The organism is Microseira wollei NIES-4236 (assembly GCF_020521235.1).
Lineage (GTDB): Bacteria > Cyanobacteriota > Cyanobacteriia > Cyanobacteriales > Aerosakkonemataceae > Microseira > Microseira wollei.
This window is the reverse complement of sequence record NZ_BLAY01000226.1, coordinates 1-13,580: the sequence shown is the minus strand read 5'-3', so window position 1 is coordinate 13,580 and position 13,580 is coordinate 1. Positions and strand designations below refer to the sequence as shown.

Here is a 13,580-nt window from a genome sequence, read left to right as displayed (position 1 = left end):
GAGATTGAGCCATGCCTTGCCCCTACTCTACAAAAACGGGGCACGGCATCAACTACACTTTGACTTATGACAGAGATTGAGCCATGCCTTGCCCCTACTCTACAAAAACGGGGCACGGCATCAACTACACTTTGACTTATGACAGAGATTGAGCCATGCCTTGCCCCTACTCTACAAAAACGGGGCACGGCATCAACTAGACTTTGACTTATGACAGAGATTGAGCCATGCCTTGCCCCTACTCTACAAAAACGGGGCACGGCATCAATTAAGTAGGTGAATATAAATAAACTCACCACAATGGCGGGCGAGACGCCCACCCCACAAGAGATTGAAGGTTTTGTGGGGTGGGATAATCGCCCGCCATAGGTAGGGATAGCTATTTTCACTTTATTTACCTGCACCTACTTAGACTTTGACTTGTGAAAGAGATTGAGCCATGCCTTGCCCCTACTCTACAAAAACGGGGCACGGCATCAACTAGACTTTGACTTGTCAAACACATTGTTCGATGCGGTGCCCCTACTCTACAAAAACGGGGCACGGCATCAACTAGACTTTGACTTATGACAGAGATTGAGCCATGCCGTGCCCCTACTCTATACCAAACTTGATCTCATACCAAATCCGCTTGTCCCGCTCAAAATTAAGCGTCCGAATTTGCCTTTAAGTAGGCTTCTATCGCTTCAGTTGCTAGCTGAATCAGTGGCTTGCCTTCACGGAATGCGGCTTCTTTCAGCCGTTGATAAACATCATCGCGCACGCTTATGCGACGCCGAACTTTACCGGGAACTGCTATTGATTCAATCGTTGCATCCTTTGTAACTTGACCGTTGGTTACTTCTGCTTCACCTAATTCAGGTTCGTAGGATGCGGCAAACTGGCGCAGTGCTTCGAACCCAACTCGATGACAAAAATCCCCAAAACTTTCTGGTTCTGGTTGCAGTTTTCGTTCTTGCTTGAAATAAACAAATAATGGTTCTAGGGTCGTCTCCAAATCCTGATGAGCTAGCTTCTCGGTGTAAACTTCTGCTAGCCGCGTTTGATGCGGATCTGCTCCCAACCAAAGCTGATAGGAATTAGGCGCTTTACCGACAAATCCTATTTCTGCCAAGTAAGGACGCGCGCAGCCATTTGGGCATCCGGTCATCCGCACGATAAAGTGTGAGTTTTCTAAGCCAACTTTGACCAATAGCGCCCGAATTCGCTCTAAAATTCCGGGCATTGCCCGTTCGGATTCGGTGATGGCTAAGCCGCAGGTGGGTAATGCTGGGCAAGCCATTGAATACCGCAGGAGCGGGTCAATTTCTGTTTCCATCTTGATGCCGCAGCGGGTTAAAATATTTTGGATTTCTTGCCGCTGTTCCGGTTGGATGTCGCAGAAAATTAGGTTTTGGTGCGGTGTGAGTCGCATGGTTAAATTAAACCGTTCTACGATTTCGCGCAGGGCGGTTTTCAGCTGGAAGGAACCGTCATCTTTAATCCGCCCGTTTTCAATCGAAATACCCAGGAAAAGTTTACCATCTCCCTGTTCTTGCCATCCCAAGAAATCTTCATATTTCCACTCTGGCAAGGGTTTTAATGGTTGCAGTTTTTTGCCAAAATAACCTTCTACGGTGGTGCGGAATTTATCAACGCCCCAATCTTCTAGCAAATATTTCATCCGCGCGTGTCGCCGATTGAAGCGATCGCCATAATCTCTCTGGGTCGCTACAATCGCTTTAACTAAGTCGTAGACATCTGCTTTTTCTACATATCCAATCTCATCCGCAAGGCGAGGAAAGGTTTCTTCTTGGTTGTGGGTGCGTCCTAAACCACCCCCAGCGAAAACGTTAAATCCCAGCAACTCTCCTCGAGCATCGGTAATCACGACTAAGCTGAGGTCTTGGGAAAACAAATCAACGGAATTATCCCCCGGTACGGTGACGCTGCACTTAAATTTCCGGGGCATGTAGCGATCGCCGTATATCGGTTCTTGTTTATCGTTGATAATTGTACCGTTGCCGTTGCGCTGCCTTGCGGCTTTGACTTCGGGGTTTTCTTCGCCAGTAATTGCTTTTTCCCCATCCAGCCAAATTTCGTAATACGCACCCGTTTGCGGTGTCAGCAAGTCGGCGACGTTGTTGGCGTATTCCCAGGCATATTCGTATTCTGGGCGATTTTTGAACGGTGCTGGGGGTGCCATGACGTTGCGGTTGAGGTCGCCGCAAGCACCCAAGGTCGAACCCATGTTGCGAACGATGGATGCGATCGCGCTCTTGAGATTCTGCTTTAAAATACCGTGCAGCTGAAACCCTTGTCGGGTGGTTGCTCTCAGCGTGTGATTCCCGTATTCGGCAGCTAGCTTGTCCAGCGCTAAATAAAGTTGCGGCGGAATGTATCCCCCCGGACTGCGGGTACGCAGCATGAACTGATAGTCTTTTTCCTGCCCTTTGACTCGGTTGTCCCGGTTATCTTGCTGGTAAGACCCGTGAAATTTCAAAATCTGAACGGCATCTTCGCTAAAGTGGGTTGTATCCTCTAATAGCTCCGTCGCCACGGGTTCCCGCAAATAATTACTGCGTTCTTTTATTCCTTCTACCTTGGACAGCTTTGGCACTGAAATCGTTTGTGTCGGAGACTGGGTCATGGGATATACCAGGGCTTGCATGAAACAATTATTTTCCACCAGGTGTCCCTTGCGATCGCTTTTGGACGCTTGAACCCTGTTTTCAATTATTCCGGTATTTCGGTCGGAATTATGTACTATCTGATTATTTTAACACGGTGCCTGGAAGCGGTCGTGGGTCGTGGGTCGTAGGTACTTATTCTTACTTTTCCCGGCATGGAGATTTTCTGTCAGTAGTCACGATCTACTACCTACCGACTAGCTTTTACCTTCTGGGAAAATTCTTAGAGGTTTGTAAAGGTATGCAAAGGAAGCGTTGCTCGATCTTTCCCGAATCGTTTAAGAACGAACAGGTATGGCGGCATTTTTAAATTTTGTTAAGAAAGATCAAATTATCTTGCAAGAACGCCGCATAAACTTATAATTAAACCTGATGGCACTAACAATCCGCAATTTGGGCGAGCGACAGAGATATCCCAGGAGAAGTTATAATGTTCGGTTTTGGCAAAAAGAGTGATTCCAAAGACGCGCCTAAAGCTCGTAAAGGGAGCAATGGCTTTTACATGGAATTAGACGAATCAAAGGCGTCAACGTCAGAAAATGGCAAGCAACCGGCAGAGTCAGCAGTAAAAGCCGAGACAGCACCCGCACCCGCACCTGCGGCTTTCCCGGCAAAAGCTACCAAGCCAGCAGCCAAGTCCAAACCGGCTGCCTTGGAAGCAGCCGCAGCCGCACCCGCACCCGCAGCCGCAGCCGCACCGGCTAAACCCGCCGCACCCGCAGCCGCTGCTAACGGACAAGCTCAACCCCAGGCTATCAAAACTTTTGCTCCCGACTATTTGCTGACGCTGACCAGCACAAACGGGCGTCGTCGTCCGGGTGCGAATATGAATTCGTTCCTGGAAATGGCTCGTCAGATGAAAACAAAATAGAATTTGAGATTTGAGATTTTGGATTTTGGATGCGTGGATTTTAAATGGAATTCCAATCTAAAATCCGCAATTGGTTAGATGGAATTCTAATCTAAAATCGGCAATTTAAAATCTGCAATGGGAAATTACCCATTACCAGGAACGGGTAGATTCTTAAGAAAAACCAGCCCGCTGTAAAGCTGAAAAGCTGGGTCCCAGTGGCTTTCAGTGCGGCGAAACAAGTGCATGTGGGATTTGATCCGGTCTAGAAGTTCGGTCTGATCTAAAGCTGTTTCGGCAAAAGGGGTAAAATCAGACCAAACTTTTGTATTTGGTAGTTGATGATTGAGGAATTCCAGCAAGCGGTTCCAGTTTCTGCGGATGGTATCTTTATCGGGTTCGGGGGTAAGGTGAATTCCATTTTGAAACTGGTAACCGCTATCGTAAAGCCGCAAAATAGAGCGCCTGCTGGGTAGGTGCAGGTCGCAAAATTGGGCGTAGTCTTGGGTTTGGACTTTGCGTTGCAGTTTTTTGCGGTAATCGAGGTCTACGACTTCCTCAAAGATGGGTAGAAGTCCGTCTACCCGGTGGCTGACTTCCGACCAATTAAAGGTTAAGGAACCGATGCGATCGCTCTGATCGCTGCAAATAACGGTAGGCTGAGGAAAAGCCGTCTGGAAATAGCTGACGCGAAAAACATTGATTTTTTGAATTTCCCCCATCGCCACCCAAAAACAAGGTATCTTAGCTTCCCGCAACTGTTGACCGAAAAATTTCAGTTCCCCAATCGCACCCGTGCGGTATAAACGCCAACCGCGACTTTGCAGCAGCAGGCGCGCGGTGTAGGGGTCGATATTCATAATCCGGGCAAAGTTTTGGGCAGCTGCGGTTTTGGCTTCCGGCGGGACTGGTTCTAAAATTAACACGCCCAGTTCAGTACTGCCTGGTTCGGCTTTGGCTTGAGCGATCGCAGTCTGGCGCTGTTCTTTTTTGGTTGTTTCCAGTCGCTGCAATCCTTGACGTGCAGCAGTGAGGATTTTAGGGTTGGTAGTGTCCCGCAGCAGTTGGCGATACACTTTCTCTGCTGCTTCCAACTTTCCGGTTACTTCCTGCAGGCGTGCGGTATAAAATTGTACCAAAGGGTTGTTGGGGGAAGTTTTCAGCAATTGTTTGAGCAATTGGGCGGCTTCCCGATAGTCTTTACGTTCAAACGCGGCGGCAACTCTTTCTATCATTGGTAATGGGTAATGGGTAATGGGTAATTGCTAATTGCTAATTGCTAATTGCTAATTGCTCAAGAGTTCACCTGCTCATCTGCTATTCACCTGCTCTGGTTCAAAAGCAGCTGATATCAAAGATAAAGCGACTATGGGGGCGGTGAGGGCGCGGAGGATGCGTTTTCCGAGGGAAACGGGTTGAATTCCGGCGGCGCAAGCCGACTCGACTTCTGAGGGTGTCCATCCGCCTTCTGGGCCTGTGGCAATTGTAATCGTAGTTTGGCGGGATTGATTCGCTATTTTTACTGTATCTTGCAAGCAACTGAGTAAATGGGGAAAGTCCCCGCGTGCTTCGCAGATATAGCGATAGTTTTTTTCTGATGATAATGCTTGAGAAAAAGGAATGGGGTCTAGAATTTCGGGGACGATGAGGCGTTCTGATTGTTCGGCTGCTTCTATGGCAATTTTGCGCCAGCGTTCTAGTTTTTGGGGACTGGGGTGAAGTAGGGTGCGAGCGCTGACTACAGGTATTATATTTGTCACCCCCAATTCTGTCGCTTGACGGACAATTTCATCAAATCCATTTTTGGGTAGTGCTACCATCAGCGAGACAGTGACGGGTAACTCGGTTTGGACGGAAATTGGTTGTAAAATTTGCGCTTGAGCGCCAGAAAGCATCGCCAGCCACCATTGTCCTTGTCCGTTCATGGCGATAAAGCTTGCGCCTGCTTGTAACCGCAACACTCGGCTTAAATAATGCTGTTGTTGGGGCGTTAGTTCAATTTGTTGCCCGTGCAATTGTGACGGTGAGATTACTAGCCGTTGCAGTTGAGTCAATTGATGTTCCTGAATCGATTTCAAGATGTTTGTGCTTGCACTTAAAAGCACTTCCACTACGATAATAGGCTTTGGCGTTCCCACTGCCCCCATCTGAGGAGTTGAGCGTTCGCACCAACTAATTTCGATGTATAATCTGGATTTGCCATTTGCTGGTGTCTAGTAACTCGTTATACCGCGCGCGGGATTGGAGACATTATCTTGAAATTACATCAGCTCTTACCCGGTCTTTTAGGCTTTTTTTTACTATCTTCTCCGGTAGAAGCAGCTAATTTACGGTTTTGGCGCTTTGATGCCAATGCTAATCGGTTGGTCTTTAGAACCGACCAAGGGATTCAACCCAAGGCACAATTGATCTTTAACCCTACTCGCTTGGTAGTTGATTTGCCAGGGACATGGCTAGGAGGATGGCCCACGGCGAAGCGGGAAGTGGGAGAAGTGATTCGTTCTGTGCGGGTGGGACAGTTTGATGACCGGACAACGCGCATTGTAATTGAATTGGCTCCTGGTTACTCCCTAGACCCCGAACAAGTCAAAGTAGTCGGCATTTCACCGACTACTTGGACGGTACAATTACCAACTCCCCAACGGATGGGCGCGGTTATTAGTCCCCCACCCGCCGATTTTGTTTCCAATCCCGACGCTAGCAGTCCGATACCCGTACCCCCGCCAGCACCACCCCCACCAATACCACCGCAACCTGCTTTTGAACCGCCTGTTGAAAGGATAATACCCCGCGTTCCCAAAACGCGCCCCGTCGTGGTAATCGATCCCGGACATGGGGGCAAAGATGTAGGCGCGATTGGTGTGGGAGGAATTCACGAGGCAGATATTATCTTGTCAATTTCCCAACAGGTGGCGCGAATATTGGAACAAAGGGGTATTCAAGTTGTGATGACGCGGGACAGCGATTATTTTGTCGATTTAGCGCCACGAGTGGTAATCGCAAAGCGGGTGGATGCGGATGTGTTTGTTAGCATTCATGCCAATGCGATTGATAATCGCCCCGATGTTAATGGACTAGAAACCTATTATTTTGGTAACGGCGCTGTCCTGGCGCGGACAATCCACAACAGCATTTTACAGAGTCTTGATATTAATAACCGAGGCGTGCGCCGCGCTAGATTTTTTGTTCTCCGGAATAACCCGATGCCTGCTGTTTTAGTGGAAACGGGTTACGTGACTTCGCCATCGGAGAGTCGTAGATTGACCGATCCAGCTTACCAAAGTCAAATGGCGGCGGCGATCGCTCGCGGTATCCTCCAGTATCTCGGCATGAACTAACCCCGTAGGTTTTTCAGTTCCTCTAATTGTTGAGTTTTTTCCTCGAGTCGAATCGCTAAGCGATCGCACACCACTTCGCATAACTGAAACACGATTGGATCGGTAATTTCGTAGAACGCACTCGTTCCCTGTGGCGTGCGAGTTACAATCCCTGCTTGCGCCAGCACCTTCAAATGCTTGGAAACATTCGCCTGTCCCAGTCCCGTCGCCTCGATAATTTCCGTCACGTTTTTCCCTCCAGACTTGAGACAGCACAACACTTGCAACCGACTCACTTCCGACAAAACTTTGAAATACTCAGCTACTGCAAGAAGTGCTTGCGGAGACACCTTTAACATACAAACCTAAAAATTACGTCTTCAGTCAGATTTTATCCACCATATTACCAGATAGTAATATAGTAGATAGAGTTGATCTCCAAGATAGCAATGGAAAACATCAAAAAGATCGATCAAGATCTGAGCGTAGCAGGACAGGTGACGCCAGAACAGTTGCAACAAGCAGCAGCAGAGGGTTACAAGTCGGTGTTAAATCTGCGATCGCCCGAAGAACAGGGATTTTTGCCGGATGAACAGCAGCTAGCAGAAGCTGCGGGACTGGAATACGTCAACATTCCGGTTAAACCCAACGAGATAACAGAGGAATTGACCGATAAAGTTTTAGAGCAAATTGACGCACTACCCAAACCCGCTCTGATTCACTGTGCTAGTGCCATGCGCGCGGGTGCGATGGCATTCATGAATCTGGCAACGCGGCAAGGTATGACAGCAGAACAAGTGTTTGAGAAAGCAGGCGAGGCGGGTTTTGATTGTAATGCCAACCCGCAGATGAAGCAGTTCCTGGAACAATACATTTCCACACACAGCTAGTAATGCAAGTTGCTAATGGCTAATGGCTAATTGCTAATTGCTAATACAGCTTTTCCTAACACTAGCTATTAGCCATTAGCTATTAGCTCCAGGTTTGACGATAAACCGAGAAACCCGGTTTATTGGCGTATTATAGGAGGAAACACAGATGTTATTTCGTCAATTATTTGACTCAGAATCGAGTACGTACACCTATCTACTTGCAGACGAAGAAACAAAAGAGGGGATTCTAATTGACCCAGTGCTAGAGCAAGTAGACCGCGACTTGAAACTGCTGCAAGAATTAGGATTAACCCTGCGGTACTGTTTAGAAACACACGTTCATGCCGACCACATTACAGGTACAGCCAAATTGCGCCCAGCAACTGGGTGCATGGGTATTGTGCCAGATAAAGCTGATGTTGGTTGTGCCGATCGGCAGATCAAAGATGGAGAAAATCTGCAATTGGGGAGGATCGCGATTGAAGCGATTGCAACACCCGGTCACACCGATAGTCACATGACTTATTACGTCAATCGCGATCGAGTATTTACAGGCGATGCCTTATTCATCCGGGGTTGCGGTCGCACCGATTTCCAAAGTGGCGATGCGGGAACTTTGTTTGACTCGGTAACCCAAAGGCTATTTACTTTACCCGATGAAACCCTTGTCTATCCCGCTCATGACTATCGCGGTCATACAGTATCGACAATAGGGGAAGAAAAGCAATGGAATCCTCGTTTTGTCGGACGCAGTCGCGACAACTTTATTGAGTTTATGGGAAACCTCAACTTACCCGATCCGAAAAAGATAATGGAAGCAGTCCCCGCCAATGAGCGTTGCGGTAATTTAGTTGCAGCCAGTTAAATTTTCCTGCCATTACCCATCATGATTACCTGGATTGTTGGTGATGTTTTAGCTGCCTGTATCGGCATCAGTTTGGGATTAATAGGAGGAGGAGGATCGGTTTTAGCCGTTCCAATTTTAGTTTACGTAATGGGGTTGTCACCGCAGCCAGCAATTGCCATGAGTTTATCGCTCGTGGGTGCTGTTAGTCTGAGCGGTGTCATTCCCCACTGGCAGCGCGGCAATGTTAATTTAAAAACAGCCTTTATCTTTGGCGCTGCCACAATGTTAGGTGCTTTTTTGGCTTTCATTGGGTTTTAGCAACGCTATATTTAATTGCAACTTGGTAGCAAATGGGTGCTGGGTTTCGTGCCTCAACCCAGCCTACTTTCTACAGTTTCTATCTCATCAATAGTAGCAAAAACCCAAACCCCTCCAGCCGCTGCACGATAACAACCCATTGATTTAAGGTGGTGACATGCCATTGCAGCGATTTCCCAGACGGTTTCTGATGCGGCTGTGAAAATTTTGTTTTCAAATATTTTCAATCCCGTAATGCTGCCCAATTCTTTAAGTTGCTCGGCTTTGTCTTTGAGTGTATCGGGGATAAAAGGATATTCCCACGCCCACATCCAGGTTGAATTGGTTGTTGAATAAGAACCTAGTGGCGTAATTTTTGCCATTAATTTAACAGTTGAGTTTTCTTTGAATTTTAAAATTCCTCGCTCCCAGTCAATCTCAGATTTTTCGCAGTATCCTATGCCGAATTCTGCTTTTAAATAAAATTGCTTTTTCTCTAATTCTTCGTAACACTGGTCTAAAAACTGGTCTAAGTCGGTGTAATTCATAATTGAGACACCATAAATCTAATAAATCAAGTTGCTAGGTAATAGGTTGTGACAGGGGTAATTGGGAATTGAGAATTGGGAATTGGGAATTGGTAATTGGATTAACAGGCTTTTGCCGTCAGCAGTCAGAAACCCGGTTTATTCATAGACGATTTTTCAGAGAAACTGGTTTCTTTGGCTCGATGTAACTAACTCAAGTTGCTAGTTAACGCAAGTTGCTAGTTATCTTTTTAGGGCTGAAGACAGGCTAATGGCTAATAGCTAATGGCTGGTAGAACCGAAAAATATTCCCATCAGCAATTAACAAGCTGGCAATGCGAGCAACCCACGATAGTCATAACTAGCAACTTGGGTTAGTTATCTCTCTGGGAGCGGCTAATGGCGTTACTAGGCAGATCCCTGGTCACGAGGCTAATGGCGAGATTGGTAACAATCCTATATTAGCAATTAGCAATTAGCAAGCTGGCAACGCGCTTGTTTATAACTAGCAACTTGCGTTAACTAGCAACTTGAGTTAGTAGTAGATTCACTTCTTTTACCTCCGATTACGCAAGAAAGGTGGGGAAGGGGAGGATGGGGAAGAAAAAACCCTCGCTCATCTCCCAGATTATTTTTCCCACAGCAACGAACGGAATTCACATCGGCTAGAAAAAAAACCGGGTTTCTTAAAAAAACCCGGTTTCTGGGTAAGCGATAAAAAAGCCTCTCAAGGTTGAGAGGCTTGGCTTTAAGGTTAGCGGAGAACAACTTTAAAGACTAGGTGGCGACAGCGATCGCACCTGCAAGCGCAGCAGCTATAGCCGACAGCAGCGCGGTGCCAAATAACCACCAAGCGGCGGTTTCGGCGGCTTTGCGGGTTTCTTCAGCTTGTTTAGCTGCTTGTCGCTTGACTTCTTCCACACGTCGCTGTGCTTCCTGCTGAATCCGTTCTGCGCGTTGCAGGACGTTGTTACGTGCTGATTCAATTTGGTCGATAATGCGGTTAGCATCGGCTTCGGAGATATCCTCGCGGGAACTTAAAAGCGCTACCAGGGTGTCGCGGTTGAACTCGCTTAGACGATGGCGTAAAGCATCGAAACCTGCTTGGGGGTCTTCCAACACCCGGCGGACATCGCGCTTGATGCCATCATAGTTGAGTTCGGGACGATCCAAGGAGTTAAGGTAGTTGCGGATGCGGGCAAAAATGCCATCGATTACATCTTGTATGCGACGTTGGATGGTTCGCACTTGTTCCACAAATTGGTCGCGCACTGCTAAAACTTGATCCACAATGCGCGTAGCTTCTGCTTCAGATATATCCGGACGCTGAGATAGCAATTTTATCATCGTGTCGCGGTCGATCTCCGCGAGGCGATCGCCTAAACTTTCCATCCCCACCCGCGGATCGTGGAGCAACAATTGCAAGTCGCGTTTTATACCTTCGTGGTTAAGTGCATCTTTGCCCGTATTCCGCAGGTATTCTGCCAAAGTTGCTTGGAAATCTTGCACTTGGGCTTGCGTCCGCTTCGCGAGGCGGCGAGGCGCTTTGACGATGTTGTTAATCGAATCTTGGATTTGGTCGATAATTTGATTGACTTGGTCTTCGCTCAAGTCTTGCCGTTGACTCAGTAATTTTACGAGGGTATCGCGATCGATTTGAGACAAGCGATGGCGGAGAGCGAGCGCGCCTTCTTTGGGATTGTCGAAGAGTCGAGCGAAGTCGCGTTTGATACCTTCGGGGTTGAGTTCGTCTTTGCCGGTATTGCGGAGGTATTGTGCGATCGCATTGGTAACGTTGTCGTATTGTTGCTTCGCTTTATCCGCTACAACTTGCGGCGCGTGGACAACGCTACTCCAGGAGTCTTGCACTTGATCGACAATCCGATTCACCTGATCTTCGCTCAAGTCTTGACGCCCAGACAGCAATTTAACCAAAGTATCCCGGTCAAAGCGAGACAAACGGGCGCGGATCAAGTACATACCAGCGCTGGGGTTATCCAGCAGAGTCCGCAGATCGCGCTTAATCGCATCGGGGTTGAGTTCTTCTTTCCCCGTATTCCGCAGATACGACTCTAAATTCAACCACAGCGCTTCTGCTTCAGCTTTGGCGCGATATTGCAGACCTTTCGCTTCGGACGCCACCAAATCGCGGGTTTTTTCCAAATCGTTGACAATCGCGTCAGCTTCTGTGGGAGTTATATCTGCGCGCTGATAGAGCATTTGCAGCAAAGTAGTGCGGTCTAATTGAGCGAAGCGAACCTGCAACTGTTCGTAACTCCCCTCGGTATCTTCCAGCAGCGGTTTGAAATTGCTCAGAATGCCGGAAGTATTCAGTTGTTCTTTAGGCGTATAACGAAGATAATTTTCCACTCGCCGGCGGAGGTCGAAGATTTTTTCCCGTTCTTCTGCCGCAATAACCGAGTTTAAAACCTCTACTCGCACTGATTCCAAGCGGTCGGCAATTTGGTTAATTTCTTCTTGGGTAAGCAGACCTTTTTCTTGCAGGATATTGAAGAAATCTGCCCGCTTAATTTGCTCCAATTGACGGCGCACTTCAATCGGATCCGCTTCCGCATCGTAGATTACATCTCTAAATTCCTGCCTGACTGCTTCCCGGTTTAATTGCCAGGGATAGGCATTGATTAGATAGTTTTCCATATCCAATCGAATCGTATTGGCAGGTTGTGGTTGACCAGTTAGTTGCTTTGCACCACCAGCTACTTGATCTTTAACCTCTTGCAGTCGATTTAAGATCGATTGGATATCGAAATCGGACAGATCTGTTCTTCCCATTAGTGCGCCGGTAATCGCACTCATTGCCATTTGGCGTGCTTGACCGAACAAACCGGGAGCTTTTTCGGTTTGTTCTGGAGTTGCTTGGCGAGAAGCGCGCATTTCTGCAATTAATTGGTCGAGTTTCCCGCTTAATTCGGGGGATTTTAACTCTTTAGCTGATGCAGATTTGAGATAATCGAGCAATTCGCCCATGACATCGCGCTGCGGTAGGCGATTCGTAGCTTGCTTCCAAGCGCCTTCGAGTTGGTCTACAATCCGGTTGGCGTCGCGTTTGGAAAGATTGGTGTTTTTGGTCACCAAATCTACAAACGTATCGCGGTTAATGTTTTTGAGGTTTTCCGGAGAAATAGATTTCAAATCTGGCGACGCCAGCAAGGTTTCAAATTCCCGCCGGATTGATTTTACATCTAAATCCGCAGGGCGCAGAGTTTCTAGATAATCTTCCAGAGTATGGCGCATATTAACCGGGTCGATGGCGCTACCAATTTGCCGACCAACTGCGGCGGCGGCAGCTTCGGCGGTAGCAACGACTTGATTGCTTGCTGCTTTCGCACCCAACGCCGCCGTCGCGGTGCCTAAAATTGCTTGAAACCCGCTCGTAGCGGTATTGACAATCGAACCAATTAACGATCCTACAGTTGTCGAACTCGCCCAAACTAGCAGCGAGAAATATGCACCCCAGATCACCAAACCTAGAATAGCGCCCAAACCCACATCAAAGGTTAGCAAGCTGAGATTTACTGCTAAAAAACAAGCCAGGAATAAGGAAAGCGTGACAGTGACTAAAGTCCAAATTCCCACAGTTTTGCTAACTTTGTTAATCGTACCGCCAAAGCTACCAGAATCATGACGATCCGAGTCGGAATCATCATCTGATTTGCGTCCCAAATAGGAAATCCCAGCAGCCACAGAAAGGTTCGTTAGTAACAGTTGGAACGCAAACGCCAGCACTATCCCAGCAATCAAGGCTTCAAAAAACCGCACCGAAGAAATTGCTTCCGCTGCTGCGACAGGCACATTCACCACCGGATCTGGCATGGGAACCTGCAACAGCCAAAATGGTATGTCAATCATAGAAATTCCCTCAATCAATCTTCTTTTTGAGATTTATAGAATACAGCCCGACAGTAGGGACACGGCAGCAACAATTTAGATAGTTTTGACAACTATTTATTTTGGCCGTGTCCCTACACCGTAATCGGGGAAAAATTCACCCCCCGACAGTAGGGACACGGCATTAACAATTTAGATAGTTTTGACAACTATTTATTTTGGCCGTGTCCCTACACCGTAATCGGGGAAAAATTCACCCCCCGACAGTAGGGACACGGCAGCAACAATTTAGATAGTTTTGACAACTATTTATTTTGGCCGTGTCCCTACACCGTAATGGGGAAAAATTCAC

General features: G+C 47.6%; 12 protein-coding genes and 1 pseudogene. 6 read left to right on the top strand and 7 right to left on the bottom strand.

What is annotated here, in order from left to right; translation table 11 throughout:
* Window positions 1-389, bottom strand: a 389-nt coding sequence (locus MiSe_RS42870) for a hypothetical protein (RefSeq protein WP_226592357.1), incomplete at its 3' end; no start/stop codon positions are given.
* A gap of 55 nt (window positions 390-444) precedes the next feature.
* On the opposite strand from MiSe_RS42870, the gene MiSe_RS51630 reads away from it, so the two are divergent.
* Window positions 445-570, top strand: coding sequence for a hypothetical protein (locus MiSe_RS51630; protein ID WP_264196964.1), 126 nt, complete (start codon window positions 445-447; stop codon window positions 568-570).
* A gap of 76 nt (window positions 571-646) precedes the next feature.
* Here the strand turns inward: MiSe_RS51630 and sir are convergent, their stop codons facing one another.
* The gene (gene sir / locus MiSe_RS42865) at window positions 647-2,629 is read right to left on the bottom strand and encodes a sulfite reductase, ferredoxin dependent (RefSeq protein WP_226592355.1); all 1,983 of its coding nucleotides are present in this window, start codon (window positions 2,627-2,629) and stop codon (window positions 647-649) included.
* 470 nt (window positions 2,630-3,099) lie between these two features.
* Between sir and MiSe_RS42860 the strand changes: the two genes are divergently transcribed.
* Window positions 3,100-3,540: a hypothetical protein gene (locus MiSe_RS42860; protein ID WP_226592353.1), complete on the top strand. Its 441-nt coding sequence runs from the start codon at window positions 3,100-3,102 to the stop codon at window positions 3,538-3,540.
* A gap of 125 nt (window positions 3,541-3,665) precedes the next feature.
* Here MiSe_RS42860 and MiSe_RS42855 read toward each other — a convergent pair whose 3' ends face one another.
* On the bottom strand, window positions 3,666-4,754 hold the full coding sequence (locus MiSe_RS42855) for a tetratricopeptide repeat protein (protein ID WP_226592351.1): 1,089 nt from the start codon (window positions 4,752-4,754) through the stop codon (window positions 3,666-3,668).
* A 75-nt stretch (window positions 4,755-4,829) separates the two neighbouring features.
* Complete coding sequence (locus MiSe_RS42850; protein WP_226592349.1) at window positions 4,830-5,573, bottom strand: 16S rRNA (uracil(1498)-N(3))-methyltransferase; 744 nt, start codon at window positions 5,571-5,573, stop codon at window positions 4,830-4,832.
* A gap of 201 nt (window positions 5,574-5,774) precedes the next feature.
* Here MiSe_RS42850 and MiSe_RS42845 point away from each other — a divergent pair, with 201 nt between their 5' ends.
* Window positions 5,775-6,857 (top strand): N-acetylmuramoyl-L-alanine amidase, encoded by a 1,083-nt coding sequence (locus MiSe_RS42845; protein WP_226592347.1) that lies wholly within the window; start codon window positions 5,775-5,777, stop codon window positions 6,855-6,857.
* Here MiSe_RS42845 and MiSe_RS42840 read toward each other — a convergent pair.
* Complete coding sequence (locus MiSe_RS42840) at window positions 6,854-7,195, bottom strand: ArsR/SmtB family transcription factor (protein ID WP_226592345.1); 342 nt, start codon at window positions 7,193-7,195, stop codon at window positions 6,854-6,856. The genes MiSe_RS42845 and MiSe_RS42840 overlap by 4 nt on opposite strands.
* A gap of 90 nt (window positions 7,196-7,285) precedes the next feature.
* Between MiSe_RS42840 and MiSe_RS42835 the strand changes: the two genes are divergently transcribed.
* From MiSe_RS42835 to MiSe_RS42825, 3 genes and pseudogenes are all read left to right on the top strand, one after another.
* Window positions 7,286-7,726, top strand: a complete 441-nt coding sequence (locus tag MiSe_RS42835; protein ID WP_226592343.1) for a protein tyrosine phosphatase family protein — start codon at window positions 7,286-7,288, stop codon at window positions 7,724-7,726.
* Window positions 7,727-7,874: 148 nt separating this feature from the next.
* On the top strand, window positions 7,875-8,573 hold the full coding sequence (locus tag MiSe_RS42830; protein WP_226592341.1) for an MBL fold metallo-hydrolase: 699 nt from the start codon (window positions 7,875-7,877) through the stop codon (window positions 8,571-8,573).
* Window positions 8,574-8,594: 21 nt separating this feature from the next.
* Window positions 8,595-8,855: pseudogene (locus MiSe_RS42825) on the top strand (TSUP family transporter); the annotation flags it as partial.
* A gap of 71 nt (window positions 8,856-8,926) precedes the next feature.
* Here the strand turns inward: MiSe_RS42825 and MiSe_RS42820 are convergent.
* Both MiSe_RS42820 and MiSe_RS42815 read right to left on the bottom strand, forming a co-directional pair.
* Window positions 8,927-9,400, bottom strand: a complete 474-nt coding sequence (locus tag MiSe_RS42820) for a DUF6882 domain-containing protein (protein ID WP_226592337.1) — start codon at window positions 9,398-9,400, stop codon at window positions 8,927-8,929.
* A gap of 756 nt (window positions 9,401-10,156) precedes the next feature.
* On the bottom strand, window positions 10,157-13,249 hold the full coding sequence (locus MiSe_RS42815; protein ID WP_226592334.1) for an ABC transporter permease: 3,093 nt from the start codon (window positions 13,247-13,249) through the stop codon (window positions 10,157-10,159).
* Window positions 13,250-13,580 lie beyond the last annotated feature (331 nt).

What these genes read in the sequence shown, in the direction of transcription:
- MiSe_RS42855 (WP_226592351.1), bottom strand. Translation starts at nt 4,754, where the DNA reads ATGATAGAAAGAGTTGCCGCCGCGTTTGAACGTAAAGACTATCGGGAA.
- sir (WP_226592355.1), bottom strand. Translation starts at nt 2,629, where the DNA reads ATGACCCAGTCTCCGACACAAACGATTTCAGTGCCAAAGCTGTCCAAG.
- MiSe_RS42830 (WP_226592341.1), top strand. Translation starts at nt 7,875, where the DNA reads ATGTTATTTCGTCAATTATTTGACTCAGAATCGAGTACGTACACCTAT.
- MiSe_RS42840 (WP_226592345.1), bottom strand. Translation starts at nt 7,195, where the DNA reads ATGTTAAAGGTGTCTCCGCAAGCACTTCTTGCAGTAGCTGAGTATTTC.
- MiSe_RS42835 (WP_226592343.1), top strand. Translation starts at nt 7,286, where the DNA reads ATGGAAAACATCAAAAAGATCGATCAAGATCTGAGCGTAGCAGGACAG.
- MiSe_RS42820 (WP_226592337.1), bottom strand. Translation starts at nt 9,400, where the DNA reads ATGAATTACACCGACTTAGACCAGTTTTTAGACCAGTGTTACGAAGAA.
- MiSe_RS42860 (WP_226592353.1), top strand. Translation starts at nt 3,100, where the DNA reads ATGTTCGGTTTTGGCAAAAAGAGTGATTCCAAAGACGCGCCTAAAGCT.
- MiSe_RS42815 (WP_226592334.1), bottom strand. Translation starts at nt 13,249, where the DNA reads ATGATTGACATACCATTTTGGCTGTTGCAGGTTCCCATGCCAGATCCG.